24 protein-coding genes are annotated in these 24,859 nt (G+C 63.9%); 10 read left to right on the plus strand and 14 right to left on the minus strand.

Going from position 1 to position 24,859, the window contains the following annotated elements:
- Nucleotides 1-165: 165 nt before the first annotated feature.
- From ACPEE1_RS11290 to ACPEE1_RS11300, 3 genes are all read right to left on the minus strand, one after another.
- A complete protein-coding gene (locus ACPEE1_RS11290) occupies nucleotides 166-1,161 on the minus strand; it encodes a Bug family tripartite tricarboxylate transporter substrate binding protein (protein WP_182341709.1) in 996 nt (331 codons plus the stop codon).
- Between the two features lie 65 nt (nucleotides 1,162-1,226).
- The gene (locus tag ACPEE1_RS11295; RefSeq protein ID WP_423932652.1) at nucleotides 1,227-2,432 is read right to left on the minus strand and encodes a CaiB/BaiF CoA transferase family protein; all 1,206 of its coding nucleotides are present in this window, start codon (nucleotides 2,430-2,432) and stop codon (nucleotides 1,227-1,229) included.
- A 58-nt stretch (nucleotides 2,433-2,490) separates the two neighbouring features.
- A complete protein-coding gene (locus ACPEE1_RS11300) occupies nucleotides 2,491-3,444 on the minus strand; it encodes a hydroxymethylglutaryl-CoA lyase (protein ID WP_182341703.1) in 954 nt (317 codons plus the stop codon).
- 98 nt (nucleotides 3,445-3,542) lie between these two features.
- Between ACPEE1_RS11300 and ACPEE1_RS11305 the strand changes: the two genes are divergently transcribed.
- From ACPEE1_RS11305 to ACPEE1_RS11320, 4 genes are all read left to right on the plus strand, one after another.
- Nucleotides 3,543-4,445 carry a LysR family transcriptional regulator gene (locus tag ACPEE1_RS11305; RefSeq protein WP_021025885.1) on the plus strand — a complete coding sequence of 301 codons (903 nt, stop codon included), beginning with the start codon at nucleotides 3,543-3,545 and terminating at the stop codon, nucleotides 4,443-4,445.
- Between the two features lie 114 nt (nucleotides 4,446-4,559).
- Complete coding sequence (locus tag ACPEE1_RS11310; RefSeq protein WP_182341697.1) at nucleotides 4,560-4,733, plus strand: hypothetical protein; 174 nt, start codon at nucleotides 4,560-4,562, stop codon at nucleotides 4,731-4,733.
- 513 nt (nucleotides 4,734-5,246) lie between these two features.
- A complete protein-coding gene (locus ACPEE1_RS11315) occupies nucleotides 5,247-5,732 on the plus strand; it encodes an Rrf2 family transcriptional regulator (RefSeq protein WP_116924009.1) in 486 nt (161 codons plus the stop codon).
- A complete protein-coding gene (locus tag ACPEE1_RS11320; protein WP_423936432.1) occupies nucleotides 5,722-6,615 on the plus strand; it encodes an NAD(P)/FAD-dependent oxidoreductase in 894 nt (297 codons plus the stop codon). The genes ACPEE1_RS11315 and ACPEE1_RS11320 overlap by 11 nt, the downstream gene beginning before the upstream one ends.
- Nucleotides 6,616-6,685: 70 nt before the next feature.
- Here ACPEE1_RS11320 and ACPEE1_RS11325 read toward each other — a convergent pair whose 3' ends face one another.
- The 6 genes from ACPEE1_RS11325 to ACPEE1_RS11350 all read right to left on the minus strand — a co-directional run bounded on the left by ACPEE1_RS11325 (nucleotide 6,686) and on the right by ACPEE1_RS11350 (nucleotide 13,151).
- Nucleotides 6,686-7,600: an NAD(P)-dependent oxidoreductase gene (locus ACPEE1_RS11325; protein ID WP_423932656.1), complete on the minus strand. Its 915-nt coding sequence runs from the start codon at nucleotides 7,598-7,600 to the stop codon at nucleotides 6,686-6,688.
- 52 nt (nucleotides 7,601-7,652) lie between these two features.
- Nucleotides 7,653-9,077 carry an aldehyde dehydrogenase family protein gene (locus tag ACPEE1_RS11330; RefSeq protein WP_423932658.1) on the minus strand — a complete coding sequence of 475 codons (1,425 nt, stop codon included), beginning with the start codon at nucleotides 9,075-9,077 and terminating at the stop codon, nucleotides 7,653-7,655.
- A gap of 80 nt (nucleotides 9,078-9,157) precedes the next feature.
- A complete protein-coding gene (locus ACPEE1_RS11335; RefSeq protein ID WP_116924005.1) occupies nucleotides 9,158-10,369 on the minus strand; it encodes an ABC transporter substrate-binding protein in 1,212 nt (403 codons plus the stop codon).
- Between the two features lie 67 nt (nucleotides 10,370-10,436).
- On the minus strand, nucleotides 10,437-11,915 hold the full coding sequence (locus tag ACPEE1_RS11340; RefSeq protein ID WP_423932661.1) for an aldehyde dehydrogenase: 1,479 nt from the start codon (nucleotides 11,913-11,915) through the stop codon (nucleotides 10,437-10,439).
- 106 nt (nucleotides 11,916-12,021) lie between these two features.
- Entirely contained in the window at nucleotides 12,022-12,618 is a 597-nt protein-coding gene (locus ACPEE1_RS11345) for a thiamine pyrophosphate-dependent enzyme (RefSeq protein ID WP_423932664.1), read from the minus strand.
- On the minus strand, nucleotides 12,618-13,151 hold the full coding sequence (locus ACPEE1_RS11350) for a thiamine pyrophosphate-binding protein (RefSeq protein ID WP_116924003.1): 534 nt from the start codon (nucleotides 13,149-13,151) through the stop codon (nucleotides 12,618-12,620). The genes ACPEE1_RS11345 and ACPEE1_RS11350 overlap by 1 nt, the downstream gene beginning before the upstream one ends.
- Before the next feature lie 108 nt (nucleotides 13,152-13,259).
- Between ACPEE1_RS11350 and ACPEE1_RS11355 the strand changes: the two genes are divergently transcribed.
- Entirely contained in the window at nucleotides 13,260-14,216 is a 957-nt protein-coding gene (locus ACPEE1_RS11355; RefSeq protein ID WP_116924002.1) for a LysR family transcriptional regulator, read from the plus strand.
- A 56-nt stretch (nucleotides 14,217-14,272) separates the two neighbouring features.
- On the opposite strand, the gene katG is transcribed toward ACPEE1_RS11355, so the two are convergent.
- The 3 genes from katG to ACPEE1_RS11370 all read right to left on the minus strand — a co-directional run bounded on the left by katG (nucleotide 14,273) and on the right by ACPEE1_RS11370 (nucleotide 18,855).
- Nucleotides 14,273-16,480 (minus strand): catalase/peroxidase HPI, encoded by a 2,208-nt coding sequence (gene katG / locus ACPEE1_RS11360; protein WP_116924001.1) that lies wholly within the window; start codon nucleotides 16,478-16,480, stop codon nucleotides 14,273-14,275.
- Between the two features lie 325 nt (nucleotides 16,481-16,805).
- The gene (gene rocF / locus ACPEE1_RS11365; RefSeq protein ID WP_116924000.1) at nucleotides 16,806-17,780 is read right to left on the minus strand and encodes an arginase; all 975 of its coding nucleotides are present in this window, start codon (nucleotides 17,778-17,780) and stop codon (nucleotides 16,806-16,808) included.
- Entirely contained in the window at nucleotides 17,764-18,855 is a 1,092-nt protein-coding gene (locus ACPEE1_RS11370; protein WP_423932670.1) for an ornithine cyclodeaminase, read from the minus strand. The genes rocF and ACPEE1_RS11370 overlap by 17 nt, the downstream gene beginning before the upstream one ends.
- A gap of 164 nt (nucleotides 18,856-19,019) precedes the next feature.
- Between ACPEE1_RS11370 and ACPEE1_RS11375 the strand changes: the two genes are divergently transcribed.
- A complete protein-coding gene (locus ACPEE1_RS11375; RefSeq protein ID WP_116924455.1) occupies nucleotides 19,020-19,445 on the plus strand; it encodes an Lrp/AsnC family transcriptional regulator in 426 nt (141 codons plus the stop codon).
- A 12-nt stretch (nucleotides 19,446-19,457) separates the two neighbouring features.
- On the opposite strand, the gene ACPEE1_RS11380 is transcribed toward ACPEE1_RS11375, so the two are convergent.
- Nucleotides 19,458-20,147 carry a DUF4336 domain-containing protein gene (locus tag ACPEE1_RS11380; RefSeq protein ID WP_423932672.1) on the minus strand — a complete coding sequence of 230 codons (690 nt, stop codon included), beginning with the start codon at nucleotides 20,145-20,147 and terminating at the stop codon, nucleotides 19,458-19,460.
- 117 nt (nucleotides 20,148-20,264) lie between these two features.
- Here ACPEE1_RS11380 and ACPEE1_RS11385 point away from each other — a divergent pair, with 117 nt between their 5' ends.
- Nucleotides 20,265-21,545, plus strand: a complete 1,281-nt coding sequence (locus tag ACPEE1_RS11385) for an NAD(P)/FAD-dependent oxidoreductase (RefSeq protein WP_116923997.1) — start codon at nucleotides 20,265-20,267, stop codon at nucleotides 21,543-21,545.
- A gap of 43 nt (nucleotides 21,546-21,588) precedes the next feature.
- On the opposite strand, the gene ACPEE1_RS11390 is transcribed toward ACPEE1_RS11385, so the two are convergent.
- Nucleotides 21,589-22,179, minus strand: coding sequence for a PAS and helix-turn-helix domain-containing protein (locus ACPEE1_RS11390; protein WP_116923996.1), 591 nt, complete (start codon nucleotides 22,177-22,179; stop codon nucleotides 21,589-21,591).
- Between the two features lie 91 nt (nucleotides 22,180-22,270).
- Here ACPEE1_RS11390 and ACPEE1_RS11395 point away from each other — a divergent pair, with 91 nt between their 5' ends.
- The 3 genes from ACPEE1_RS11395 (at nucleotide 22,271) to ACPEE1_RS11405 (ending at nucleotide 24,530) form a co-directional block, all read left to right on the plus strand.
- Nucleotides 22,271-22,972: a CoA transferase subunit A gene (locus ACPEE1_RS11395; RefSeq protein WP_021025867.1), complete on the plus strand. Its 702-nt coding sequence runs from the start codon at nucleotides 22,271-22,273 to the stop codon at nucleotides 22,970-22,972.
- Nucleotides 22,973-22,982: 10 nt separating this feature from the next.
- On the plus strand, nucleotides 22,983-23,621 hold the full coding sequence (locus tag ACPEE1_RS11400; protein ID WP_116923995.1) for a 3-oxoacid CoA-transferase subunit B: 639 nt from the start codon (nucleotides 22,983-22,985) through the stop codon (nucleotides 23,619-23,621).
- A 228-nt stretch (nucleotides 23,622-23,849) separates the two neighbouring features.
- Nucleotides 23,850-24,530: an aldolase gene (locus ACPEE1_RS11405; RefSeq protein WP_232539680.1), complete on the plus strand. Its 681-nt coding sequence runs from the start codon at nucleotides 23,850-23,852 to the stop codon at nucleotides 24,528-24,530.
- Nucleotides 24,531-24,859 lie beyond the last annotated feature (329 nt).

The raw sequence follows: 24,859 nt of genomic DNA on the forward strand, positions 1-24,859 counted from the left end.
ATGATTCAAAATGAATCCGATCCATCAAATGCCGGGGCCAAACACCTAGGGCAGCGGTGGCGATCCAAGGTTTCATAGTAGCAACTCCGTGCGAAAAGACAGTCTCAAAAGCGTAGAGCAGTCTGAATCTGCCTTTTGTTGGAGGAGTTCGATCCATCTGCGGTCTCAATCCATTTTGACTTGTGCGGCTTTCACCGCCGCCTGCATGCGCAGCTTTTCGCTCGCCATAAAACGGGTCGCCACATCCGTCGGGGTGAGCTGGATCTCGTAGCCCTGGGCTATTAGCGCTTCGCGGGCTTCTGGGGAGGCAATGCCTTGCACAAAGCCTTGGTAGAGGCGATCTATTTCTGTCTTGGGTACACCCGCTGGGGCAATGGCGGCGATCCAGCCGTCCAGCTCGTACTGCGGCAGGCCTTGTTCGGCAATGGTGGGCACATCGGGCAGGCTGGCGCTGCGTTTGGCGCTGGTGATGCCAATGGCGCGCAGGTTCCCGGCCTTGATGTGGGCCATGGCGGGTGCGACCGCCACCACCCCCAGCTGCACCTGGCCGCTGAGCAAGTCATTCATCAGCTGGCCCATGCCCTTGTAGGGGATGTGGGGCACATCGATCTGTGCCTGCTCGACAAACATGGCAGCGCCCAAATGCAGGATGGTGCCATTGCCCGATGAGCCGTAATTGAGGGTGCCGGGATGGGCCTTGGCGTGGGCAATCAGCTCCTGCACAGTACGTGCAGGCACCTTGGGGTTGGCCACCAGCACAAAGGGCGTGGTGCCGATGATGGTGATGGGCGCGATGTCCTTGATCGAATCAAAGGGAATGTTTTTGTACAGGCTGGGGTTGACGACGTGGTTGTTGCTGACGATGCCAATGGTGTCCCCATCTTTGGACGCCCGCACAATCTGCGCCGTGCCGGTGATGCCGCCTGCGCCAGGCAGGTTCTCAATCACCAGGGTCTGGCCCAGGGCTTTGCTGATGGGCGTGCTTATGGCGCGAATGGCGCCGTCGGCCCCCGAGCCCGCCGATAGCGGCAAGATGACGCGCAGCGCTTTGTCGTGCCCTGCCGGCTTGGTTTGCGCCAGCGCGGGCAAGGCGCCACTAGTGAGGCTGGCCAGCGCCATGGCCAGTACGGTGCGGCGGGTGTATGGGCGGGTGGGGTGCATGTTTGTCTCCTGATTGCGGCTTTTCGCCTGTCTATAAAGGATTTTATGCTCTTATATTAGTAGCATCATGCAGCTGCCTGGGCGGCCTGCATGGCGCTGATCTGCGCGGCGTCGTAGCCCAGGCTGGCCAGCAACTCGGCGGTGTGCTCGCCCAGACGCGGCGGGTTTTGGCGTACGGTCAGGCGCTCGCCCGCCATGCGCAGCGGCAGCAAGGTGGTCTGTGCGGTTTGGCCGGCGCGTTCGCCGTCGGTCAGTGTTACCTCGGCCAAACCGCCGGTGGCCTGCAGGTGCGGGTCGTCCAGCAGTTGTTCTGGCTTACTGATGGGGGCGTAGGGCAGGCCGTTGTCTTCAAAGATTTTGGCGACCTGTGCGACATCCATGCGTGCCAGGCGCGCGCGCAGATCGGCGAGCAGGGCCGGGCGCTCGTGTACGCGTTCGTTGTTGGTGGTGTAGTGCGGGTTGGCCAGCAGATCGGCCCAGCCAAAGGCCTGGCACAGGGTGCGCCACTGGGCATCGCTCACGGCGGCCAAAAAGATCTGCTCGCCGTCTTGGACGGTGAACACGTCGTACACCGACCAGGCCGAGATACGGTTGGGCATGGGCTCGGCCGCCTCGCCCGTCACGGCGTACTGCATCATGTGCTGGCCGACGAGGAAGACGTTGTTCTCGAACAGCGCCGAGTCAATCTCTTGCCCCTTGCCGGTTTGGGCGCGCTGCATCAGCGCTGCCATGGCGCCGATCGCGCCAAACATGCCGCCCATGATGTCGTTCACGCTGGTGCCCGCGCGCAGCGGGTCGCCGGGGCGGCCTGTCATGTAGGCCAGGCCCCCCATCATCTGCACGACCTCGTCCAGCGCTGTGCGGTGCTCGTACGGCCCGGGCAAAAAGCCGGTGTGGTTCACATAGATCAGGCGCTCGTTCAGCTTGGACAGCGCGGCATAGTCCAGGCCGTACTTGGTCATCACGCCGGGCTTGAAGTTTTGCGCCACTACATCGGCCGTGCTGGCCAGGCGTATGGCAGCTTCCAGTCCCTGGGGCTGGCGCAGGTCCAGCGCAATGCTTTTTTTGTTGCGATTGAACATGGGGAAAAAGCCGGCGCCCGCACCCAGCAAGTAACGCGTGCGGTCACCCTCGACAGGTTCAACCTTGATGACTTCGGCCCCCAGGTCGGCTAGCACCATGCCGCAGGTGGGGCCCATGACCATGTGGGTGAATTCGACCACGCGGATACCGGCGAGTGGGAGCGATGGAGAGGGAGATGGAGTACTCATATTTTAATAGCTACTAGCGCGCATGGGGTGAGCGTCAGCGGTTGATTTGGTCTAAAACTTAAGGGCAAATGGCGGTAGAGGCCTGGGGTGCTGCAATCACCCCCGCTTGCCACAGGCTGCCGTGCAGCCGCTCGTTGGGCAGCCAGGCGTGCATGCGTTGGCGCAGCTGCAAAAGGGCGGGAACATCCAGACCCGAATCAATGCCCATGCGCTGCAGCATATAGGCTAGGTCTTCGGTGGTCACATTGCCACTGGCACCCGGTGCATGCGGGCAGCCGCCAATGCCGCCCAGGCAGGCGTCAAAGTGGGTGATGCCGGTTTGCCAGGCCGCATAGGCGTTGGCCAGACCCATGCCGCGGGTGTCGTGAAAATGGGCGGTGCGCAGCCGGTCGCCCACCAGCTTCCGGGCTTTTTCAAACAAACGGCGCACGCTGTCGGGGTCGGCATAGCCCACGGTATCGGCCAGGCTCACATGGTCGGCGCCTGCGTCCAGCAAGGCCTGCATCAGGCGCAGCACCTCGCTTTCGGCCACATCGCCTTGCAGCGTGCAGCCAAAGGCCGTACCCACGCCGCCTTCAATGTGGGCGCGGCTGCCCGCTGCGTCGCGCACTGCGCGGATGCGGGCGACTTCCGCCACGACATCGTCAGGTGTTTTGCGCAGGTTGGCCAGGCTGTGCGCATGGCTGGCCGACAACGGCACGACCATGGACTGCGCGCCCGCTGCCAAGGCGCGCTCGGCGCCTTTGAGGTTGGGTACCAGGACAGAGGCGAGCAAGCCGGGTTTGCTGCAGGCATGGGCGAGAACGGCTTCGGTATCGGCCAGCTGGGGCAGCAGGTGCGCGGGCACCATCGATCCCACCTCCATCTCCCGCATACCGGCGTCGTAGGCGGCGTCAATCCAGGCGCATTTGTCGGCTGTGCTGACGATGCTGGCCAGGCTTTGCAGGCCATCGCGCAGGCCAACTTCGCGAATGCTGGCGCGCCGTGTAGCAAGGGTTGAGGTGGCGGTCATCGTGTCTCCTGGCTTTTGTCGTTGGCTCTGATTTTAGATTTTCCAAAGCATCAGCAATAATCCAATGCGGAAGCGGTTTCGTTCCAAAAAGGAAAATCATGTATGACCTGAGTCTGCTGAACCTGCGGCTGTTTGTGCAGGTATGCGAGCAGCGCAGCATTGCCCGTGTGGCGCAGGCCGAGGCGCTGGTGGCATCTGCCATCAGCAAGCGCCTGGCGCAGCTTGAGCACCAGATGGGCGCGCCCTTGTTCATCCGCGAACGGCGCGGCCTGCGCCCCACGGCGGCGGGTGAGACTTTGCTAGAGCATGCGCGCACCATGCTGGCCGCCGCCAACCACATGCAGCAAGAAATGGCGGCCTATAGCAAGGGCGTACAGGGGCAGGTACGGGTATTGGTCACGGCGTCGGTGATGGCCGAATCCTTGGCCGACCATGTCGCAAGTTTTTTGCAGCAACCCGCGCACACCAGTATCCGTGTGACTTTGGAGGAGTGCGTGAGCCCGGATGTGGTGCGCGGCGTGCGCGAAGGGCGTGCGGCCATGGGGATTTGCTGGGACGCAGCCGATTTGAGCGGCCTGCAGACCCAGCCCTATAGCAGCGACCACCTGGCCATTGCGGCCCACAAAAGCCACCCCATCGCACGCATGGCGCAAAGCGCAGCGGTGCACTTCTCTGACGTACTGGACTACGAACATGTTAGCATGCCGGCGTTGAGCGCAGTGCAAATTTTGCTCACCCGCGCCGCCGCACAAGAAGGAAAGGCGCTGCGCCACCGCGTGCACGTCTCCAACTTTGATGCCGCGCTGCGCGTGGTCCAGGCCAATCTGGCGATCAGCGTGGTGCCGCGCGAAGTGGCACTGAGCTTTGCCGCCAACACGGATGTTCGGGTGATTCCGCTGGCGGACAGCTGGGCGAAGCGGCAGTTTGCGATCAGCTACCGGGACGCGGCCTTGCTGTCGTCGGCGGCCAAGGCTTTGTTGAACCATTTGGCGGCGCAGTAGCCGCAGGCCTTGCAGGGCAAGGCGACGGGCGAGACCTTCAATAGGGCGGGCAAGACCGATATTCTCCTGCGCGAGGGCGACCGCAACGTCTTCATCGCAGAGTGCAAGTTCTGAATGGGGCCGAAAGCCTTCGGTGAGGCCATTGACCAGCGGCTTGGCTACACCACGTGGCGCGATAGGAAAACCGCGATCCTCGTTTTCAATCGTGGCACTGAGACCTCAACCGTTCTCACCGGCATCGACACTGTTGCCAAGGCGCACGGCAACTTCAAACGCGCCGTGGCGTGACCGCACGAGAGCGGCTTCCGATACGTCTTTCATAGCAGCGGCGACAAGAACCGCGAGTTGGTCCTGACAGTGCTCGTGTTTCACGTGCCGACATTGCGAAAAACGGTGATGCCTTACGGAAAAGCGTATGGCAATGGCGATTGGCAGGTTTCGACGTCAGCGGCTGTTCGATGCCGCATTCTGACCGGCAGCAATCAGCCTGAAGTCGTCTATCGGAGCTGCCTTGCGGCTGTCCTCTACCGGCCGATAGCCGCCATCCTAGTTTCGAATGGACCAGGCGCATCAGCAGTCTCACGGGCCGGCGACAGGCTGGAAGCCGCCCCTGCACACCCTCGGGCTGAGCTCAAAACGCTCCGAGTTCAAACTTCAGTGAGAAAAATTCAAAACCCATGGAGAACCGACAAAAACTTGCAAGGTCGATAGAAATCACAACAAGCGCTTGACCTTAGCGGGGGTAATGGTTCTTTGCAGAGCTAATGGCACAGATTCATTTCATGTAACTACAATAGTTGCATGAAGCATAACAGCCAGTTTTCAGATGTTCTCCATGTGCTGCTGCACCTGGCCGAGGCGCAGACGCCGCTGACCTCCGAGGTCCTGGCGCAGACCATGGACACCAACCCAGTGGTGCTGCGGCGCTTGATGGCCGGCTTGCGCGAGGCGGGCATGGTCTCGTCCGGCAAGGGCCATGGGGGCGGCTGGCTGATTGCGCCCAGCTGGGGCGAGACGACGCTGCGCGATATCCACCAGGCGCTGGGCGCACCGGCGCTGGTGTCGCTGGGCTTTCGCGAGGACCACCCCGAGTGCCTGGTCGCACAGGTCGTGAACAGCTCGCTGCGCAGCGCGATGCAGGAGGCCGAGGCCTCGCTCCTGGCCCAGCTGGGCGGCATCACCCTGGCGCAGCTGTCTGCCCAGATCGGCGCTTCGCTGCGTGCGCACCGGCTGGCCAAAACATCCACCCCCCACCGTATAGAGGACCACCATGGACATGCACACTGATTTCGCCATCGTCGGCGGCAGCTATGCCGGTATGTCGGCTGCGTTGCAGCTGGCACGGGCGCGCCGCCAGGTCACCGTCGTCGATGCGGGCCTGCGCCGCAACCGTTTTGTGGACGAGGCCGGCAGCAGCTCGCACGGCTTTTTGTCGCGCGACGGCATGGCGCCTGCCCAGCTGTGGCAAGAGGCGCGTGCGCAATTGCTACAGTACCCAACCGTGCGCTGGATTAAAGGTGAGGCCCGGCAAGCCCGGGTGCTTCCCAGCGGCGAGCTGGCCTTGGAGGTGGGGGGCCAGTTGCTGGTGGCGCGCCGCCTGGTGCTGGCCACCGGTGTGCGCGATGAACTGCCCGCCGTGCCGGGCCTGGCCGAGCGCTGGGGCCGCAGCGTGTTCCATTGCCCGTACTGCCATGGCTATGAGGTGGGCGGCGGCGCGATTGGTGTGATTGCCGCGTCACCACTGGCCCAGCACCATGCACTGATGCTGCCCGATTGGGGCCCGACCACCTTGTTCCTCAACGGGCTCTACGAGCCGACGGAGGCGGATCTGGTCGGGTTTGCCCGGCGCGGCACCCAGATCGAGGCCACGCCGGTGCTGCGCATCGATGGCTGGGCGGATGTGGTGCTGGCCGATGGCCGGACCTTGTCTATGCAAGGCCTGTTCACGCAGCCCCGCACCACGCCCGCGAGCCCCGTGGCCCAGCAGCTCGGATGCGTGCTGGCCGATGGCCCGATGGGCCCCTATGTGCAGGTCGATGCAATGCAGCAGACCAGCGTAGCCAATGTGTTTGCCTGCGGCGATGCTGCGCGTGCAGCGGGCAGCATTGCGCTGTCGGTGGCCGATGGGGCGATGGCCGGGGTGGCGGCGCACCGCGCATCGATGCTCTGAGCCAAGGGCCGGATGCAGAAAACGCCCCTGGCGGGCGTTTCTTCCTGGGCGGCTTGCAGCTGCTCGGCGATCAGCTGGGCTTCCAGCTCTTGGGCACGCGGGGCCGCTCGATCTTGGCCAGCTCGCAGACCACATCGGCCATGCCGGAAAAATCGATACCGCCAAACGCGCTGGCACGCGCCAGGCTAAAGGACTCATGCACGGCAGCGGCCACGGGCATAGGCACACGGGCCGCGTGCGCGGCGCTGATGACCAGTGACAAATCCTTGTGCGCCAGATCGATGGTAAAGCCCGGCGAAGTATCGCCAGCCAGCACCTTGTTGGGAAAGTTCATGCGCAGCTGGCCATTGTTGGCCGAGGTACCCAAGAGCACCTGCAGGGTTTTGCTGATGTCGAGCCCAAAGCGCTGCGACAGGGCCAGCGCCTCGGCATTGACCTGGCACAAGGTGATGGCCACATAGTTGTTGACCAGCTTGGTGCGCCCGCCTGTGCCCACCGGGCCGCAGTGGTAGGTAGTGGTGCCCATCGCATCGAGCAGCGGTTTGACCTTGGCGAAATCGGCCTCGCTCGCGCCCACCATGAACAGGCTCTCGCCCCGGTCGGCATGCTCGGCCAGGCGCCCCACTGGGGCGTCGACCACGGTTATCTGGCGGCCGGCGGCCGCTTTGCTGAGCCGGTCGGTGGCGAGCGGGTCAATGGTGCTCATGTCCAGCAAGATGGTGCCGGGCAGCGCGTTGGCAAAGATGCCATCAGCGCCCTGGGCGATCTGCTCGACCTCGACCGAGGACGGCAGCATGGTGATGACCACCGAGCAGCGGCGTGCAATGTCGGGCACGCTCGCGGCCTCGGCGCCCAGCGCGACCAGTGCCTCCACGGCCTGGGGGTTGAGGTCGGCCACCAACAGGCTGAAGCCTTTTTTCTGCAGATTGGCGGCCATCGAGCGGCCCATGCGCCCCAGGCCGATAAAACCGATGCTGTCTGTCATGGTGAGGGTCTCCTGCGAAAAGTTCTAAGTGGTATGGGAATGGAAAGAGGGCTCAGTACGCGATGTAGGCCGTCTTGATGCTGGTGTAGAAATCGACTGCATAGCGCCCTTGCTCGCGCGGGCCGTAGCTGGAGGCGCGGGTGCCGCCAAAGGGCACGTGGTAGTCGAGCCCGGCGGTGGGCAGGTTGACCATGGCCAGCCCGCTGCGCACATGCAGGCGGAAGTGGTTGGCAGCGCGCAACGAGGTGGTACAGATGCCGGCCGACAGGCCGTAGCGCGTGTCGTTGGCGGTGGCCAGTGCCTCGTCGTAGTCGGCGACCTTGATGACGCTGGCGACCGGGCCAAAAATCTCTTCCTGGTTGATGCGCATGGCGTTGTGGGTTGCGGTGAGCAGGGCAGGCCGCACAAAGTAGCCCGGGGTCGCCGCCTGCACTGGCGTGCCGCCTTCGACCAGCTCGGCGCCTTCGCGCCTGCCCAGGTCCAGGTAGTGCTGGATCTTGTCGAACTGCGACTGGTTGATGACCGGCCCGATCTGCGTGGTCTTGTCCAGGCTGTTGCCGACGACCATGGCACGCATGCGCGCCGTCAGCGCCTCGACAAAGCGGTCATGCACCCGCTCGGTGACGATGAGGCGGCTCGACGCCGTGCAGCGCTGGCCGGCCGAGTAGAAGGCGCCGTTGAGTGCGCATTCCACGGCCACATCCAGGTCGGCGTCATCGAGCACCACCAGCGGGTTCTTGCCACCCATCTCCAGCTGCAGCCGGATCATCTCGCCGATGGCGGTCTGCGCAATGCTCTGGCCCACATGCACGCTGCCGGTAAACGACACCGCATCGACGCCGCTCAGCAGCCCCTGCGCCGCATGCTTGCCGCTGCCGTTGACCAGGTTGGCCACGCCCGGCAGCAGGCCTTGCTCATCGAGAATGCGAAAGAGCGCATGGGCCACGCCGGGCGTGTATTCCGAGGGCTTGAGCACCACGGTGTTGCCAAAGGCCAGCGCCGGGGCAATCTTCCAGGCGGGGATGGCGATCGGAAAGTTCCAGGGCGTAATCAGGCTCACGACGCCCAGCGCATGGCGGCTGATCTGCACGCCGATGTCCGGCCGCACCGAAGGCAGGCTCTCGCCGCCATAGCGCAGGCATTCGCCAGCAAAGAACTGGAAGATCTGCGCGGCGCGCACCACCTCTCCCAGGCCTTCGGCCAAGGTTTTGCCCGCTTCGCGCGAGACCAGCAGGCCCAGGCTTTCCTTTTGCGCCATCATCTGGTTGGCCACGCGCTGCAAAAAGTCCGAGCGCATCTGCGTGGTGGTGTGCTGCCAGCGTCCAAAGGCGGCGCGCGCTGCGGCCACGGCCTGCTGCATCTGCTGGGCATCGGCGGCCGCATACTCGCCCACCAGTTCGCGGGTGTCAGAGGGGTTCCAGCTTTGGATCGTGCTGGCGCCGGCCAGCCACTGGCCATTGATCAGGTTCTCGTTCATGTCTCACTCTCAAGGCAATAGGTGGCGCTGCGCGCATGGTGGGCGCGCAGCGCAGTCAGTCGGAAAGCGCGAGCCGGGCTTCAGGCCGCAGGCTTGAGTAGCGGGCAGGCACCTTCCTTGGACGGTGCATAGGCCTTGTCGCCCGGGATGGTGCTGACCACCTTGTAGTAGTCCCAGGGCTTGGTCGATTCGGCCGGCTTTTTCACCTGCATCAGGTACATGTCATGCACCATGGCGCCATCGGCTCGGATGTAGCCCTTGGCAAACATGTCATCGATGGGCAGCGACTTGAGCGCGGCCATCACCTGGTCGGGCTCGGTGCTGCCTGCCTTTTGCACTGCCTTCAGGTAAGTGGTGGTGGCCGAGTAGTCACCCGCCTGGAAGGTGGTGGGCATCTTCTTGTTCTTGTCGTAGAAGCGCTGGGAGAATGCGCGCGAGGCATCGCTCATGTCCCAGTACCAGCCCTCGGTCAGGTACATGCCGCCGGTGGTGCCTAGGCCCAGGCTGTGGATATCGGTGATGAAGGCCATCAGCGCGGCCACGTTCATCTTCTTGTCAATGCCAAACTCTTTGGCGGTTTTGATGGCGTTGATTGTGTCGCCGCCGCCATTGGCCAGGCCCATCACCTTGGCGCCCGAGCTTTGCGCCTTCATCACATAGGACGAGAAATCGGAGGTGCTGAGCGGATGGCGGATCGCGCCCACCACATTGCCGCCGGTTTGCTTGACCACATTGATCGCGGCCTGCTCCATCGAGTGGCCAAAGGCGTAGTCCGACGTGAGGAAGTACCAGTCCTTGTAGCCCTGGCCCACCAGCGCGGCGGCAGTGCCGCGTGCCTGCGCTGAGGTGGAGTAGGTGTAGCGCACCATATAGGGCTGGCAGGCCTCTTCGGTCAGCGAATCGGCACCGGCGCCGGCGCTGATGAACACCTTTTTCTTGTCCTTGGACAGGTTGCTGATTGCCAGCGACACGGCCGAGTTCGACCCTCCGATGATCAGGTCGACATTGTCGTTATCCCACCATTGGCGCGCCTTCGATGCGGCGATGTCGGCCTTGTTCTGGTGGTCGGCCGAGATGATCTCGATCTTGCGCCCCAGCACCTCGCCGCCAAAATCGGCCACGGCCATGCGGATCGCGTCCAGGCCACCGGGCCCATCAAAGTCCGAGTACAGGCCCGACATGTCGGTGATGAAGGCGATCTTGACCTTGTCGGGCGCGGCCTGCGCGCCGGTGGCGAGCAGGGCGGCCGTAGCCAGTGCCGCGGCAGTCAGGGGGCCGTGTGCTTTTCTCATGGTTTGTCTCCTGGAGTTTTTAAACGAAAGGCCTGCGGTGCTCTGTGTCACCTGCTAGGCGCGGGAACTAACGCAGTACAAAGGGGTTGCTCGTGGTCGCTCCGCTATTGATCCAGACCGACTTGGTCTGCAGGTATTCGTAGATCGCGCTCTGGCCGTTTTCGCGGCCCAGGCCCGAGTCCTTGTAGCCGCCAAAGGGCGCCATAAAGCTGACGGCGCGGTAGGTGTTGATCCAGACGGTGCCCGCCTGCAGGCGCTCGGACATGCGCAGCGCGCGCCCGATATCGCTAGTCCAGACGGCAGCGGCCAGGCCAAAGCGCACATCGTTGGCAATGCGCAGCGCATCGGCCTCGTCGTCAAAGGGGATCACCGACAGCACCGGGCCAAACACCTCTTCCTGCGCAATGCGCATGCCGTTGTGCACGCCGGTGAGGATGGTAGGCTCAATGAACCAGCCCTTGCCGCATTCGGCGCGGCTGGCTTTCGCACCTCCCAACACCACCCGGGCACCCTCGGCCTTGGCGATGTCGATATAGGACAGCACTTTCTCGTACTGGGGCGGGGTGGTGACCGGGCCGACCTGGGTCTCCAGGCTCATCGGGTCGCCCATGCGGGCGGTGGCGGCAAAAGCCACCAGGCGCTCGACAAAGGCATCGTGGATGCTGCGCTGTACCAAAAGCCGCGATCCGGCGATACAGGTTTGCCCCGTGGCGGCAAAGATGCCCGAGATAGCACCATACATGGCCTGCTCCAGATCGGCATCGGCAAACACGATGTTGGGCGATTTGCCGCCCAGCTCCATGGAGGCATGCTTGAGCTGGCCGGCGGCCGCCTGGTTGATCGCGCGGCCGGTCACATCGGAGCCGGTGAAGCTGACCTTGGCGACCAGCGGGTGCGCCACCAGGGCGCTGCCCACCTGCGCGCCATAGCCGGTGACCACGTTGAACACGCCGGGCGGAAAGCCAGCTTCATTGAACAGCTCGGCAAACTCCAGGGTCGAGGCCGAGGTGAACTCGGACGGCTTGACCACCACCGTGCAGCCGGCTGCCAGCGCCGGCGCAATCTTCCAGGCCAGCAGAAACAGCGGGGAGTTCCAGGGCGTGATGGCAGCCACTACGCCCAGCGGCTCATGGCGGGTAAAGGCGAAATAGCCTTTCTTGTCCAGCGGCAAGGTGGCCCCTTGCACCTTGTCGGCCAGGCCGGCGTAGTAGTGGAACCACTGCGGGATGTACTGAAGCTGGCCGCGCATCTCGGCGAACAGCTTGCCGTTGTCCATCACTTCGGTGCGGGCGAGCTTCTCGGCATCGCGCTCGATCAAGGTGGCGAGCTTGCGCAGCAATGCGCCGCGTTCGGTCGCGCTCAGCTGCGGCCAGGCGCCGCTGCTAAAGGCTTGGTGCGCCGCCTGCACGGCCGCATCGACATCGGCGGCGCTGCCATCGGGTATTTCAGCCCAGGCCTCGCCCGTGTAGGGGTTGAGGCTGGCAATCCATTGGCCGCTGGCGGGGGGCTGGGCCAGGCCGGCAATCTGAAGGGAGTAGCGTTTCATGGCAAAGGGCATTCGATGGCTGAGGGCAGCTCTGGGTGGTGCTGGCTAGTGCTGAAGAGAGCTGGATAGAGCTGAGAAGGGATGCCGGGCGGCATCCCTGCTATGGCTAGAACGGCTGCAGGCCCAGCGCGCTGCGAAAGCGGTTCTTGATGAAGGGGCCATCGCGCGGCGGCAGCGCGCGGGGCGGCTCATCGGCATGGATCAACGCCTGCACAAAGGTGGTGGCCTTGCGGGCGTTGATATGCGCGGCCAGCGCATCGGCTTCGTCCAAGGTGCGCAGCTGCTGCACCTGGGCAATGCCAAAGCCGCGCGCCACGGCCACCAGGTCGGTGCCCAGGCTGCTATGGCTCTTTTGCATGCCAGTCTCGCCGTAGTGGCCGTTGTCCAGCACGACGATGCTGAGGTTGGCGGGCGACTTGGCGGCAATCGTGGCCAGGCTGCCAATGCCCATCATCTGCTCGCCGTCGCCGGTGATGACCACTACCGGGCGCGTGGGCTGGGCCAGCGCAATGCCCAGGGCCACCGACGAGGCGCCGCCCATCGCACCCCAGAGGTAGTAGTTGTGGTCACGGTCGCCGGCGGCAAACACATCGTAGGAGGCCGAGCCCAGGCCGGTGACGACCAGCGCCTCGGGGGTTTTGGCCAGCAGGCGCGCGACAAACAGGCGGCGGTCCATGGCGGCGGAATTCTCGCGGGTCTGCATTACTTTCTCTCCCATTTCTTGCGGCCGATCACGTCCTGGCCAATCAGCACGGCGATGCGGGCGCCGGCCATGAAGGCGCCATCGAGCGCTGCGCTGACGACCTCCTGCGCATCTTCGGGGCGGCGCACGCGCATCACATGGATGCCCATCAGCTCCATCGCCGCCTGCGTGGCCCGGCCCATCGGCGCTTGCCAGGGGTTGAACTCGGCGTACTCACCGCGCATTGTGACGATGGTGACAAAAGGGATGTCGGCGGCGCTGAGCAGCGAGAACATGTTGATGCAGTTGCCGACACCGCTGCTTTGCATCAGCAGCACCGCGCGCTGGCCGCCCAGCCAGGCGCCAGCGGCCACGGCCACGCCTTCTTCTTCGGTGGTCAGCGCCACATCGGTGATCTCGGGATCGGCGATCGCGCTTTTGATGACATAGGCGTGGCCGGCATCGGGCACATAGGCCACTTGCTGCACGCCGGCATCCTTGATGGCCTGAAAAATGTCTTTTTGCCAGGGAGGTGGGTTGGGATTGGCGTTCATCTGCTTTCCGTTTTGTGAACCAGTGAAGGCATCATAAAATGTGATGATGTGATTTGAATAATCACCATTTTTGATATAACTATCACGCAATCTGATCGAGGCTGCAGCATGGATTTCAAGCAACTCAAGGCCTTTTTGACCGTCGCCGACACCGGCAGCGTGACCCGCGCATCGGAGCTGCTGCATGTGGTGCAGCCGGCGGTGTCGCGCCAGCTGAAGCTGCTGGAGGAAGACCTGGGCTGCGCGCTGTTTGAGCGCGAGCGCCATGGCATGGTGCTGACCGAGCAGGGCCAGGAGCTGGCGAGCTACGCACGCCGCGCGTTTGGCGAGCTGGAAAAAGCGCGGCTGCAACTGGCGGGCACGCAAGACGAGGTGACGGGTCTCGTCACCATTGGCCTCTTGCCCAGCACCTGCGATGTGGTCTCCAGCGCGCTGGTCGCCGCGCTGGCCAGCCGCTACCCGGGCATCAAGCTGCGCCTGACGGTCGCCTACGCCGGCACGCTCAGGCCCTGGCTGGTGAGCGGCCAGGTCGATGTGGCCTTGCTGTATGCAGCTGAGAAACACCCCGATCTGGTGCTGGAGCCGCTCATCGAAGAGGAGTTGTGGGGCCTGGGCCCCAAGGGCTGCGGCATGGCTGGTGCCACGGCCGTGCGCATGGCCGATATGGCGGGCCGGGCGCTGGTGCTGCCCAGCAACCCGCATGGCATCCGGCTGCTGGTCGAGCATGCCTGCGCGCTGGAGAACCTGCAGCTCAACATCTGCGTGGAGACCGATGCGCTGCCGGTGCAGCGCAGCGTGGTGATCGATGGCCTGGGCTACACCATCTTGCCCCCGATTGCGGTGGTCAGCGACCTGGCAGCCGGCAGGTTGGAGGGCGCGCCGTTGACCGAGCCCGAGCTCAAGCGGGTGATTGCGCTGGCCTATGCCGCCAACCGCAGCATGACCAAGCCGGTACGCGCCACCTTGGCCGTGCTGCGCGAGATTCTGGCGGCGGCCGTTGCCTCGGGCGGCTGGCCCAGCGGCAAATGGCTGGCCGCAGCAGCAGCCAAGGCCAGCCCGCCATAAAAATGCCCGCCCATCCCTGCGGCAGGGATGGGCGGGCGGCTTTTTATGGCGGCGGCTTACTTCAGGTCAAAGCGGTCCAGCTCCATCACCTTGGTCCAGGCGGCGACAAAATCCTTGACCATTTTTTCCTTGGCACCGGTCTGGGCATAGACTTCGGCCACGGCGCGCAGGATCGCATTGGAGCCAAAGACCAGATCGACGCGGCTGGCCGTCCAGCGCTGGGCACCGCTCTTGCGGTCCACGCCGACAAAGCTGCCGTCGTCCTGGGCCTTCCATTGCGTGCCCATGTCCAGCAGGTGCACAAAGAAGTCATTGCTCAAGGTGCCGGGCTTGGCCGTCAGCACGCCTTGCGGGTTGCCAGCGGTGTTGATGTTGATGGCGCGCAGGCCGCCGACCAGTACGGTCAGCTCCGGCGCGGTCAAGGTCAGCAGCTGGGCCTTGTCGATCAGCAGTGCCTCGGCCGGCGCGGCAAAGCGGCCCTGCAGGTGGTTGCGAAAACCATCGGCCTTGGGCTCGAGGTACTGGAAGGATGCGGCATCGGTCTGCTCGGCCGTTGCATCGCTGCGGCCGGGGTGGAAGGGCACGGTGGTGGGCACACCGGCATCGGCAGCGGCCTTCTCCACACCGGCATTGCCGGCCAGCACGATCAGGTCGGCCAGCGAGATACGCTTGTCACCATCAGCGGCCTTGTTGAAGCTGCGCTGAATGCCTTCGAGCACGCCCAGTACCTTGGCCAGTTGCTCGGGTTGGTTCACTTCCCAGTCCTTTTGCGGAGCCAGGCGGATGCGGGCGCCATTGGCGCCGCCGCGCATGTCCGAGCCGCGGTAGGTCGAGGCCGAAGCCCACGCAGTGCCCACCAGCTCCTGCACGCTCAAGCCCGATGCCAGGACCTGCGCCTTGAGGCTGGCCACATCATCGGTATTGACCAGCGGATGGCTGACGGCCGGGATCGGGTCTTGCCAGACCAGCTCTTCGCGGGGCACTTCGGGGCCCAGGTAGCGGCTGCGCGGGCCCATGTCGCGGTGGGTGAGTTTGAACCAGGCGCGGGCAAAAGCTTCGGCAAAGGCCTGGGGATTTTCCAGAAAGCGGCGCGAGATCTTTTCGTAAGCCGGGTCCTGGCGCAGCGACAGATCGGTGGTCAGCATGGTGGGCTTTTTGTGGGGGCCGCCATGCGCGTCGGGGATGACGTCGGGGGCATCCTTGGCCACCCATTGGATCGCACCGGCGGGGCTTTTCTCTTGCACCCATTCGTACTTGAACAGGTTCTCGAAGAAGAAATTGCTCCACTGCGCGGGGGTCTGCGTCCAGGTCACTTCAAGGCCGGAGGTGATCGCATCGCGCCCCGAGCCCGAGCCAAAGCTGCTGGTCCAGCCCAGGCCCTGGGCTTCGATGCCATCGGCCTCGGGCTCGGCGCCCACATGGCTCGCCTCCGCAGCGCCATGGGTCTTGCCAAAGGTGTGGCCGCCAGCGATCAGCGCGACAGTCTCTTCGTCGTCCATGGCCATGCGGGCAAAGGTCTCGCGGATGTCGCGCGCCGCCGAGATCGGGTCGCCATTGCCATCGGGGCCTTCGGGGTTCACATAGATCAGGCCCATCTGCACGGCAGCGAGGGGGTTTTCCAGGTCACGCTCACCGCTGTAACGGCTGTTGGCCTTGTCGCTGGTGGCCAGCCATTCCTTCTCGGCGCCCCAGTACACATCCTGGTCAGGCATCCAGGTGTCGACGCGGCCACCGGCAAAACCAAAGGTGCGAAAGCCCATGGTCTCCAGCGCGACGTTGCCGCACAGGATCATCAGATCGCCCCAGGACAACTGGTTGCCGTATTTTTGCTTGATGGGCCACAGCAGGCGGCGCGACTTGTCGATATTGACGTTGTCCGGCCAGCTGTTGAGCGGCGCAAAGCGCTGCTGCGCACGGCCTGCGCCGCCCCGGCCATCCTGCACGCGGTAGGTGCCAGCGGCATGCCAGGCCATGCGGATGAACTGCGGGCCATAGTGGCCAAAGTCGGCCGGCCACCAGTCTTGCGAGTCGGTCATCAGCGCGCGCAGGTCGCGCTTGACGGCCTCGTAATCGAGCTTCTTGAATTCGTCGGCGTAGTTAAAGTCTGCGCCCAAAGGGTTGTTGGCCGGGTGGTGCTGGCTGAGCAGGTCCACACGCAGCTGGTTGGGCCACCAGCTTTGGCTGGTCGTCCCATTGCCTTGGGCTGCCGTTTCGCTGTTGCGTGCAGTGGCGCTGTGGAAGGGGCACTTGGATTCTGTGGTCATGGGGGGTTCTCCGGTTCAAGCTGACGGGACGCCAGATACCGCGGGGGTATCCGATGAAAGGAAATTCCGATGAATATACCGGATTCCATGTTTTTTGATTATGAACGCCTTGGTGCTGCCCCACACGCTTGCGCTGATTGAATATCCGCAACGCGGTGATTGAGAAAAATCACAGGCGCCGCGAGCGGGCGGACGGCACCCGCGCAAGACCAGGGCAGACACGCGCCATTACAGCACCGCTGCATGAATCGGTGCTGTCAGACAATGACTACAAGAATGCTTCTCTGAAGCGCAGTGTGCAGGAGCGCGCTGGCCCCTGCTGTGATCAGCTGCGCATATCCTTGACCAGGGTGCTTTTGCCAAACAGGCTTTGCACCAGGTCCACCACCAGCTCGGCGGTCTGGTTGCGCAGGTCGAGCGCCGGGTTGAGCTCGACGATGTCGATCGAGCCGAGCAGGCCGGTGTCGGCAATCATCTCCATGCACAGCTGCGCTTCGCGGTAGTTGGGGCCGCCGCGCACGGTGGTTCCTGTGCCCGGGGCAATCTCGGGGTCGAGAAAATCCACATCAAAGCTCAGGTGCAGATGGGTCTGGCTTGGGTCACAGCCGGCCAACGGCGCCAGTGCGCGCAGCATGGTCTCGCGCATGCCCAGCTCGTCGATGGCGCGCATGTCAAACACATCGATGTTGTGGGTCTTGATCAAGTGCTTTTCCTGCGCATCGACACTGCGCAGCCCGATCTGGCACAGCGACTGCGGGCCCAGCGCCGGTGCAAAACCGGCCAGGTGTGTGAGTTCGCGCGGGCCCAGGCCTGCGAGGCAGGCCACCGGAATGCCGTGGATATTGCCCGAGGGAGAAGTCTCGGGCGTGTTGAAGTCCGCATGGGCATCGAGCCAGAGCACAAACAGGCGCTTGCCGGTGTCGCGGCAGTGGCGGGCCACGGCGCTGATCGAGCCGACCGCCAGGCTGTGGTCGCCGCCCAGCATCAAGGGCATGCGGCCTGCTGCCAGCTGCCCGTGCACGGCGTCATGCACCGCCCGGTTCCAGGCGACGGCTTCGCCAAAGTTGCGCAGATTGCCATGCTCGGCATCGCGCGGCTTGCGCTGGTTGGCCGGGCCCGCCAGGTTGCCCAGGTCGCGCACCTCGCAGCCCAGCTCTGCCAAGGCGGGCCCCAGTTGCGCTACGCGCAAGGCATCCGGCCCCATCGCGGCGCCCAGGCGCCCGGCACCGATGTCGGTGGGCACGCCGATCAGACTGAGGGCGGTGGAGGGCGAGCGAAGGAGGTCAGGCTGGGATGGCATGGCAGTGGGCTTGTTCGTGGTCGTGATGGGGGACGTCGGGCGGCAGCAGCAGCGCGAACAGGTTTTTGGGATTGCGCAATTGTGGCAGCAGGGCCAGCGGTTGCAACAGCTGGTGCTCCCGGGCCAGCGCATGCATATAGCGCAAGGCGGTGTAGTCTTCCAGCGCGAAGCCGACCGAGTCGAATACTGTTATTTCGTCCTCGTGCTGGCGGCCCGCTTGCTCGCCGCGCAGCACCTGCCACAGCTCGGTGACGGCAAAGTCCTCGGGCATATGCTGGATCTCGCCTTCGATACGGCTTTGCGGCGCAAATTCGACGAAGACCTTGGCGTCCAGCAGAATCGCCGCGTCCAGCTCGGTTTTGCCCGGGCAGTCGCCGCCCACGGCGTTCAGGTGCATGCCCGGCTCGACCATCGCGCGGCTGACGATGGTGGCATTGGTCTTGTCGGCAGTAACCGTGGTGACGATATCGGCGCCTTGCACAGCCTCGGCCGCGTTCTTGCAGCGCTGCAGTTGCAGTCCGGGCAACTGGGTTTGCAGGTGGTGGATGAGCTTGTCGGTGGCGGCAGGGTCGATATCAAACAGGCGCAGCGACTGAATGCCCAGCAGGCGGACAAAGGCCAGGGCCTGGAATTCGCTCTGTGAGCCGTTCCCAATCAGCGCCATGCTGCGGCTGCTGCGCCGTGCCAGCAGCTTGGCGGCCATCACCGAAGTGGCCGCAGTGCGCAAGGCGGTGGTCAAGGTCAACTCGCTCAGCAAAATGGGCGCGCCGGTGTCGCTGCGCATCAAGGCACCAAAGGCCATGATGGACGGAATGCCCTGCTGTGGATTTTTGGGGTGGCCATTGACATATTTGAAAGCAAAGTGGCTGGCATCGCCCACTGGCATCAATTCCATCACGCCATCGGGCGTGTGGTGGGCCAGGCGCGCGGTCTTGTCAAAGTCTTGCCAGCGCGAGAAGTCCTGCTCCAGCGCGCTGACCAGGCCGCGCAGCAGCTCGGTCAGGCCGACACGTTGCACCAGCGTGGCGGCGGCATCGGTGCTGAGAAAGTCAACTTGGCCTGGATGGGTTGTCATGATGATGGCTCCTGGTTTTGCGTTATGGCATGCCCGCTGCGCGCACCAAAAGGCGCAGCTGCAGCGGCTGTAACCAGTGTCTGTCCACGCGGCCATAAAGCAAAGTGCAAAAAATGGTAGAAAATGACAGGATCCAGAGCAATTAGTCAGGCCGTGTTGTGCATATCGATAATATTGACCAAGCCTTGATCAGCCTGCTGCGCCAGAATGCGCGCGAGAGCGTGGCCACCTTGGCGGGCAAGCTGGGCGTGTCGCGCGGCACCGTTACCAACCGCATGGACCGCCTGGAGCGCGAGGGCCTGATCGTGGGTTACAGCGTGCGCCTGCGCCCGGATGTGCAGCCCGATGTGCTGCGCGCCTGGATGAGCATCGAGATCACCGGCAATGACACGCGGCGCGTGATGGCATCCCTGCTGGGCGAGCCCGGGGTGGCGGCGCTGCACAGCACCAACGGCCGTTGGGATCTGCTCGCCGAGCTGCAGGTGGCCAGCCTGGAGGCGCTGTCGCAGGTGCTCGAGCGCATCCGGCTGATCAAGGGCATCAGCAACAGCGAGACCAGCATCCACCTGGAGAGTTTTCGGGTGTCCTGAGTGATCTTCTGTTCAGGGCTTGTCGCTCAGCAAAAACGCCAGCGCCTGATTCAGTTGCTGCTGAGCGTCTTCAGTGATGAGCGCATCATGGGCCAGCACCAGACGCTGCACCGGCCAGGCGCAGATGCGCGCTGCCGCGGCGCTGGCCGCTGTCCGGTCCCGAATCGCAAAGCGCAGCGCGCGCGGCATCGCCAGGCGGCTGCGCGTGCCATTGAGGCTGTTGAACAGGCGCGCCGACAGCGACAAATCCTGCGGGTAGTACTGCAGCACATCGGTCACGACCAGGCTGGCGCTGGGCTGGTGCAGCCAGACGCATTCATTCAGGATGGGCAGGCCTGCAAAGGGCTGCATCTGCAGGCTGTTTTGCCAGGCTGCCGGCAATGCCTGGTCCAGGCTGTGCAGCTGGGGCAGGTCCGGGCGCTTGGCCGCCAGGCCCGGTGCCCCCCATAGCGCTGCCAGCGGGTAATGCGCCTGCCATGCACCGGCAAACAGGTGGTGCATGCGGTTGGGGGCGACGATCCAGCGCACGTCGCCCAGTGCATCCAAGGCTGCGCGCAGCGTGGGCGCGGGCGCAATGGGCGAATGCAGCCACAGTGCGCCGCCGGGCAAGCGCACCACGGTCATGCGGGTGCGCACGGGCAGGCCGTGCACGCTGATCTGTTGGGTGGCGCTCCAGAGGTTGTCAGCGATCTGTTCAAGCATGGTGGGCCTTGCTGCGATGGTGGGGAATGCCTTGGATTTTCATTGTGAATCCAGGCGCTCAGGTGCAGAAAATCTGGCAATGGTCAACAATGGCAGCCATCTTTTGAGGAATCGTACATGCACTATGACGTGGTGATTGTGGGCGGCGGTGCAGGTGGACTGGAACTGGCCGCACAACTGGGGCGCAAACTGGGCGCGCGCGAAGGGCGCGAGCGGGTCTTGCTGGTGGACAAAATGCCTTTCCACATCTGGAAGCCCACCTTGCACGAAGTGGCAGCGGGCACGCTCGATGCGCACCAGGAAGGCCTGTCCTATACCGTGCTGGCACGCCGCAACCATTTCAGCTTTGCGATGGGCGAATGCATGGGGCTCGATGCCGCCAAGCAAAGCATTGTGCTGGCGCCGGTCATCAACGATGCGGGCAAGCAGGTGGTGCCTGAGCGCGTCATCAGCTACCAGCATTTGGTGCTGGCGATGGGCAGTGGCTCCAATTCTTTTGGCACCCCAGGTATCGAGCATGCCTATCTGCTCGAGAGCGTGCGCGATGCGCAGCGCTTCCATGCCGACTGGCTTGGCGCCTGTGCCCATGCCTCGTATGCCGAGCCGCGCTCGCTGGCGGTCGCCATTGTGGGCGCCGGTGCCACGGGTGTGGAGCTGTCGGCCGAGCTGATCGAGGCGCACCAGATGCTGCTCGAGAGCCTGTCGGACAGCCAGCGCTTCCGGCTCGATATCAGCCTGATCGAAGGCGGCGAGCGGATTCTGGGCGGGCTGCCGCCCCGTATCTCGGAGCAGGCCCGTGTGGCGCTGGAGCGCAAGGGCGTGCGGGTGATGACCGGCACGCGTGTGCAGTCGCTGGCGCAGGGCCAGGTGATCACGTCCAACGGCGAGGTGCCGGCCGATCTGATCGTCTGGGCCGCAGGCATCAAGGCCGCCGACAGCAATGCGCGCCTGGGGCTGGAAGTCAACCGTATCAACCAGTTTGTCGTCGATGACCACCTGCGCACCAGTGCCAGCCGCATCTATGCGATGGGTGACTGCGCCGCTGCCACCTGGACCGAAGGCAAGACCGTGCCGGCCCGCGCCCAGGCCGCGCACCAGCAGGGCAGCTATTTGTGCAAGCTGCTGTTTGCCGCGCTCAAGCAGCGCTCGTTCAACGAAGTGTTTGTCTACCAGGACTTTGGCTCGCTGGTCTCGCTGGGCGACAACAAGGGCGTGGGCAATCTGATGGGAGGGCTCTCGGGCAAGAACTTTTTTGTGCAGGGCCTCATTGCCAAGTGGATGTATATGTCCTTGCACCTGATGCACCACCGCGCCATTTTGGGCACCGGCAAGACGGCGGTGCTGGCGCTGGCCCGTTTGCTGCAGCAGCGCGTATCGGGCCGCATGAAGCTGCACTGAAAGAACCTTGCTCGGCAGCGCCGAGCAAGTTCTTGTGCCGGGTTCAGATATCGTCCGGTCCCAGCACGATGTCGAGCGAGCTGCCGCCAGCCAGCAGCTTTTGCACCAGCTCGGCCGATGAATCTGCGCCATATTTGCGCATCAGCCGGGTGCGGTAGATCTCGACCGTGCGGTGGCTGATGCCCAGGCCCCGGCCAATTTCCTTGCTGGTCATGCCTTCGAGCAGATGGGCGGCCACTTCGCGCTCGCGGGCCGTGAGCTCGGCGCGCACCGGGCGCAGCGCGCTCAGGTCCTCAAAGCTCCAGACGCCGCCTTCATGCGGGTCCTCGCGGTTGAAGGCGCGGCCCATCACGTGGCACCAGAACATCTCGCCATTGGCGCGCTTCATGATGCGGTTGTCCGAGTACAGGCCATGCGTGCCCATGATGGGGGCGATGCGGCGGCCCAGGCGCTCGAACTCGTCGGCGCTGGGGTAGAGGATCTGAAAGGACTGGCCCATCATCAGCTCGCGCGAGGTGCGGAACATGTCGCAGACCTGCTCATTGCAGTCGATCATGACCCGCCGGTGGGACACCACCAGGCCCACAGGCGCCATTTCGAAGGCTTGTCGGTAGTCGAGTGGTGTCACTGCCATGGCAAAAATTGTCCCCTTTACGAAATACTACGTATCCTAATACGTAGTATGCTTGATTGGCGATACAAGCCCTTCTTATCAGGAGACAAGTGTGAACAAGATCTACCCCAGTGCTGCGGACGCGCTCAAAGGCGTGGTGGCAGACAAGCAGTTAATGGCCGTGGGCGGCTTTGGCCTTTGCGGGATTCCCGAGGCCTTGATCGAAGCGCTGCGCGACAGCGGTGTCAAGGACCTGACGGTGGCATCGAACAATGCCGGTGTCGATGGTTTTGGCCTGGGCAAGCTGCTGGAGACGCGCCAGATCAAGAAGATGATTGCGTCCTATGTGGGCGAAAACAAGGAGTTCGAGCGCCAGTACCTGGCCGGCGAGCTGGAGCTGGAATTCACCCCGCAAGGCACCCTGGCCGAGAAGATGCGTGCTGGCGGCGCCGGCATCCCCGCCTTCTTCACCAAGACCGGTGTGGGCACGCAAGTGGCCGAAGGCAAGGAGCTGCGCGAGTTTGACGGCGAAACCTATGTGATGGAGCGCTCCATCGTCGCTGACGTGTCGCTGGTCAAGGCCTGGCGCGCGGACAAGAGCGGCAACCTGCAGTTCCGCCTGACGGCACGCAACTTCAACCCGGCAGCAGCGACCTGCGGCAAGGTTTGCATCGTCGAGGTCGAGGAGATTGTCGAAGTGGGCGCCTTGAAGCCCGACGAGATCCATCTGCCGGGCATCTATGTGCACCGCCTGGTGCTCAACGCCACCCCCGAGAAGCGCATCGAAAAGCGCACCATCACCGAAAAGCACTAAGGAGCCAGTCATGCCTTGGACCCAAGACCAAATGGCCGCACGTGCGGCGCAAGAGCTGGAAGACGGCTTCTATGTGAACCTCGGTATCGGCATTCCTACCTTGGTGGCCAACCACACCGGTGACAAGGAAGTGTGGCTGCAATCGGAAAACGGCATGCTGGGCATCGGCCCCTTCCCAACGGAAGAAGCCATCGACGCCGACCTGATCAATGCCGGCAAGCAGACGGTGACCACAATTGCCGGCTCGTCCATCTTCAGCTCGGACCAGTCCTTTGCGATGATCCGTGGCGGCAAGATCAACCTGTCCATCCTGGGCGCCATGCAGGTGTCCGAAAAGGGTGATCTGGCCAACTGGATGATTCCAGGCAAGATGGTCAAGGGCATGGGCGGCGCGATGGACCTGGTCGCCGGCGTCAAGCGCGTCATCGTGCTGATGGAGCATGTGGCCAAGAAGAAGGACGGCACCACCGACCTGAAGATCTTGAAGGACTGCACCCTGCCATTGACTGGCGTGGGCGTGGTGGACCGCATCATTACCGACCTGGGTGTGTTTGATGTGGTGCCCGAAGGCCTGAAGGTGGTTGAGCTGGCCCCCGAAGTGAGCTTTGACGATGTGCAGTCCAAGACCGGCGTCAACCTGATCCAATAAGCGCAGCTACCCAGCCCTTGCGCGCTGGTGCTGCACAAGCGAGCCCGCCCATCGATCGATGGCGGGCTTTTTTGCGTGCGGGTGGTTGCTGTCGCTTTCCCCATTGCCGGGCCAGTGCTCAGACGACATACTGCGCAGATTCCATTCGATTCCCCCCGTCCCATGAACGCTCCCTTTGCGCCTGCCGATCTTTCCCACCCCCTGTTTATCCGCCCCGATGTGCTGCGCATGCGCGAGGACATGGCGCTGGCCTTGCGTGCTGCTGCACACTTTGGCCTGGGTGAGGGCGTGTGCAACCATTTCAGCATGGCGCTGCCCGATGGCCAGCATTTCTTGCTGAACCCGCGCGGCCTGATGTGGGGCGAGATCCAGGCGGACGATGTGGTGATGGTGGACGCGCAGGGGGCCGTGGTGGCGGGCGGCCATGTGGTCGAGCCCACGGCGATGTTCATCCATGCTGCCGTGCACCGCATTGCGCGCAAGACCTGCGTACTGCACACCCACATGCCTTATGCCACGGCCTTGACCTTGACGGCGCAGCGCGCGCTGGACACCACCTTGAGCCAGAACGCCATGCGCTTCCATGGCCGCCTGGCAGTTGACGCCCAGTACAACGGTTTTGCGCTCGACGACCGCGAAGGCGAGCGCATTGCGCAGGCCATGCAGGGCGCGGACATCAGCTTTTTGGGCAACCACGGCATCATCGTCTGCGGTGAGCGCATGGACTATGCGTTTGACGATCTGTACTACCTGGAGCGCGCCTGCCAGGCCCAGGTGCTGGCGCAATCGACCGGCGTGCCGCTGGCGCCCTGCGATCCGGCGCTGGCCGCGCGTGTGGCCGAGCAGGCCAATGGTGAGCGCCTGCAGTCCACCTTGTTCTTCGAGGCGTTGCGCCGCCAAATTCCTTAGAACCTGTTCAAAGTCTCTACGCAGCCGCGTTGGAGTGCAATCGGGATGAGTTCGAAGGGATGGAACGCAGCTTGCACCGAGGTGCAAGCAAGGGCCAGCGCGCAGAAATCGCCCGATTTCACTCCAACCCTTCGGGACAGTGGCTTTGCGGGCGCCCGGCGAGGGCCGCCCGGGCAGGGGCGGTCTGCGTCGTTGCAAATCCTCGCAATAGCGCGGCTGGGCGCCCCCCTAGCATCCCATCCCGCAAAGACACTGTCGCGGCGCGAGGAGACATTGAACAGGTTCTTAAAGCGCCAGCAGCATGTCTCTCACCCAGTGCGCCACTTGCA

Origin of the sequence: Comamonas sp. 23, assembly GCF_049601575.1 — a bacterium.
GTDB classification, from domain to species: domain Bacteria; phylum Pseudomonadota; class Gammaproteobacteria; order Burkholderiales; family Burkholderiaceae_C; genus Comamonas; species Comamonas squillarum.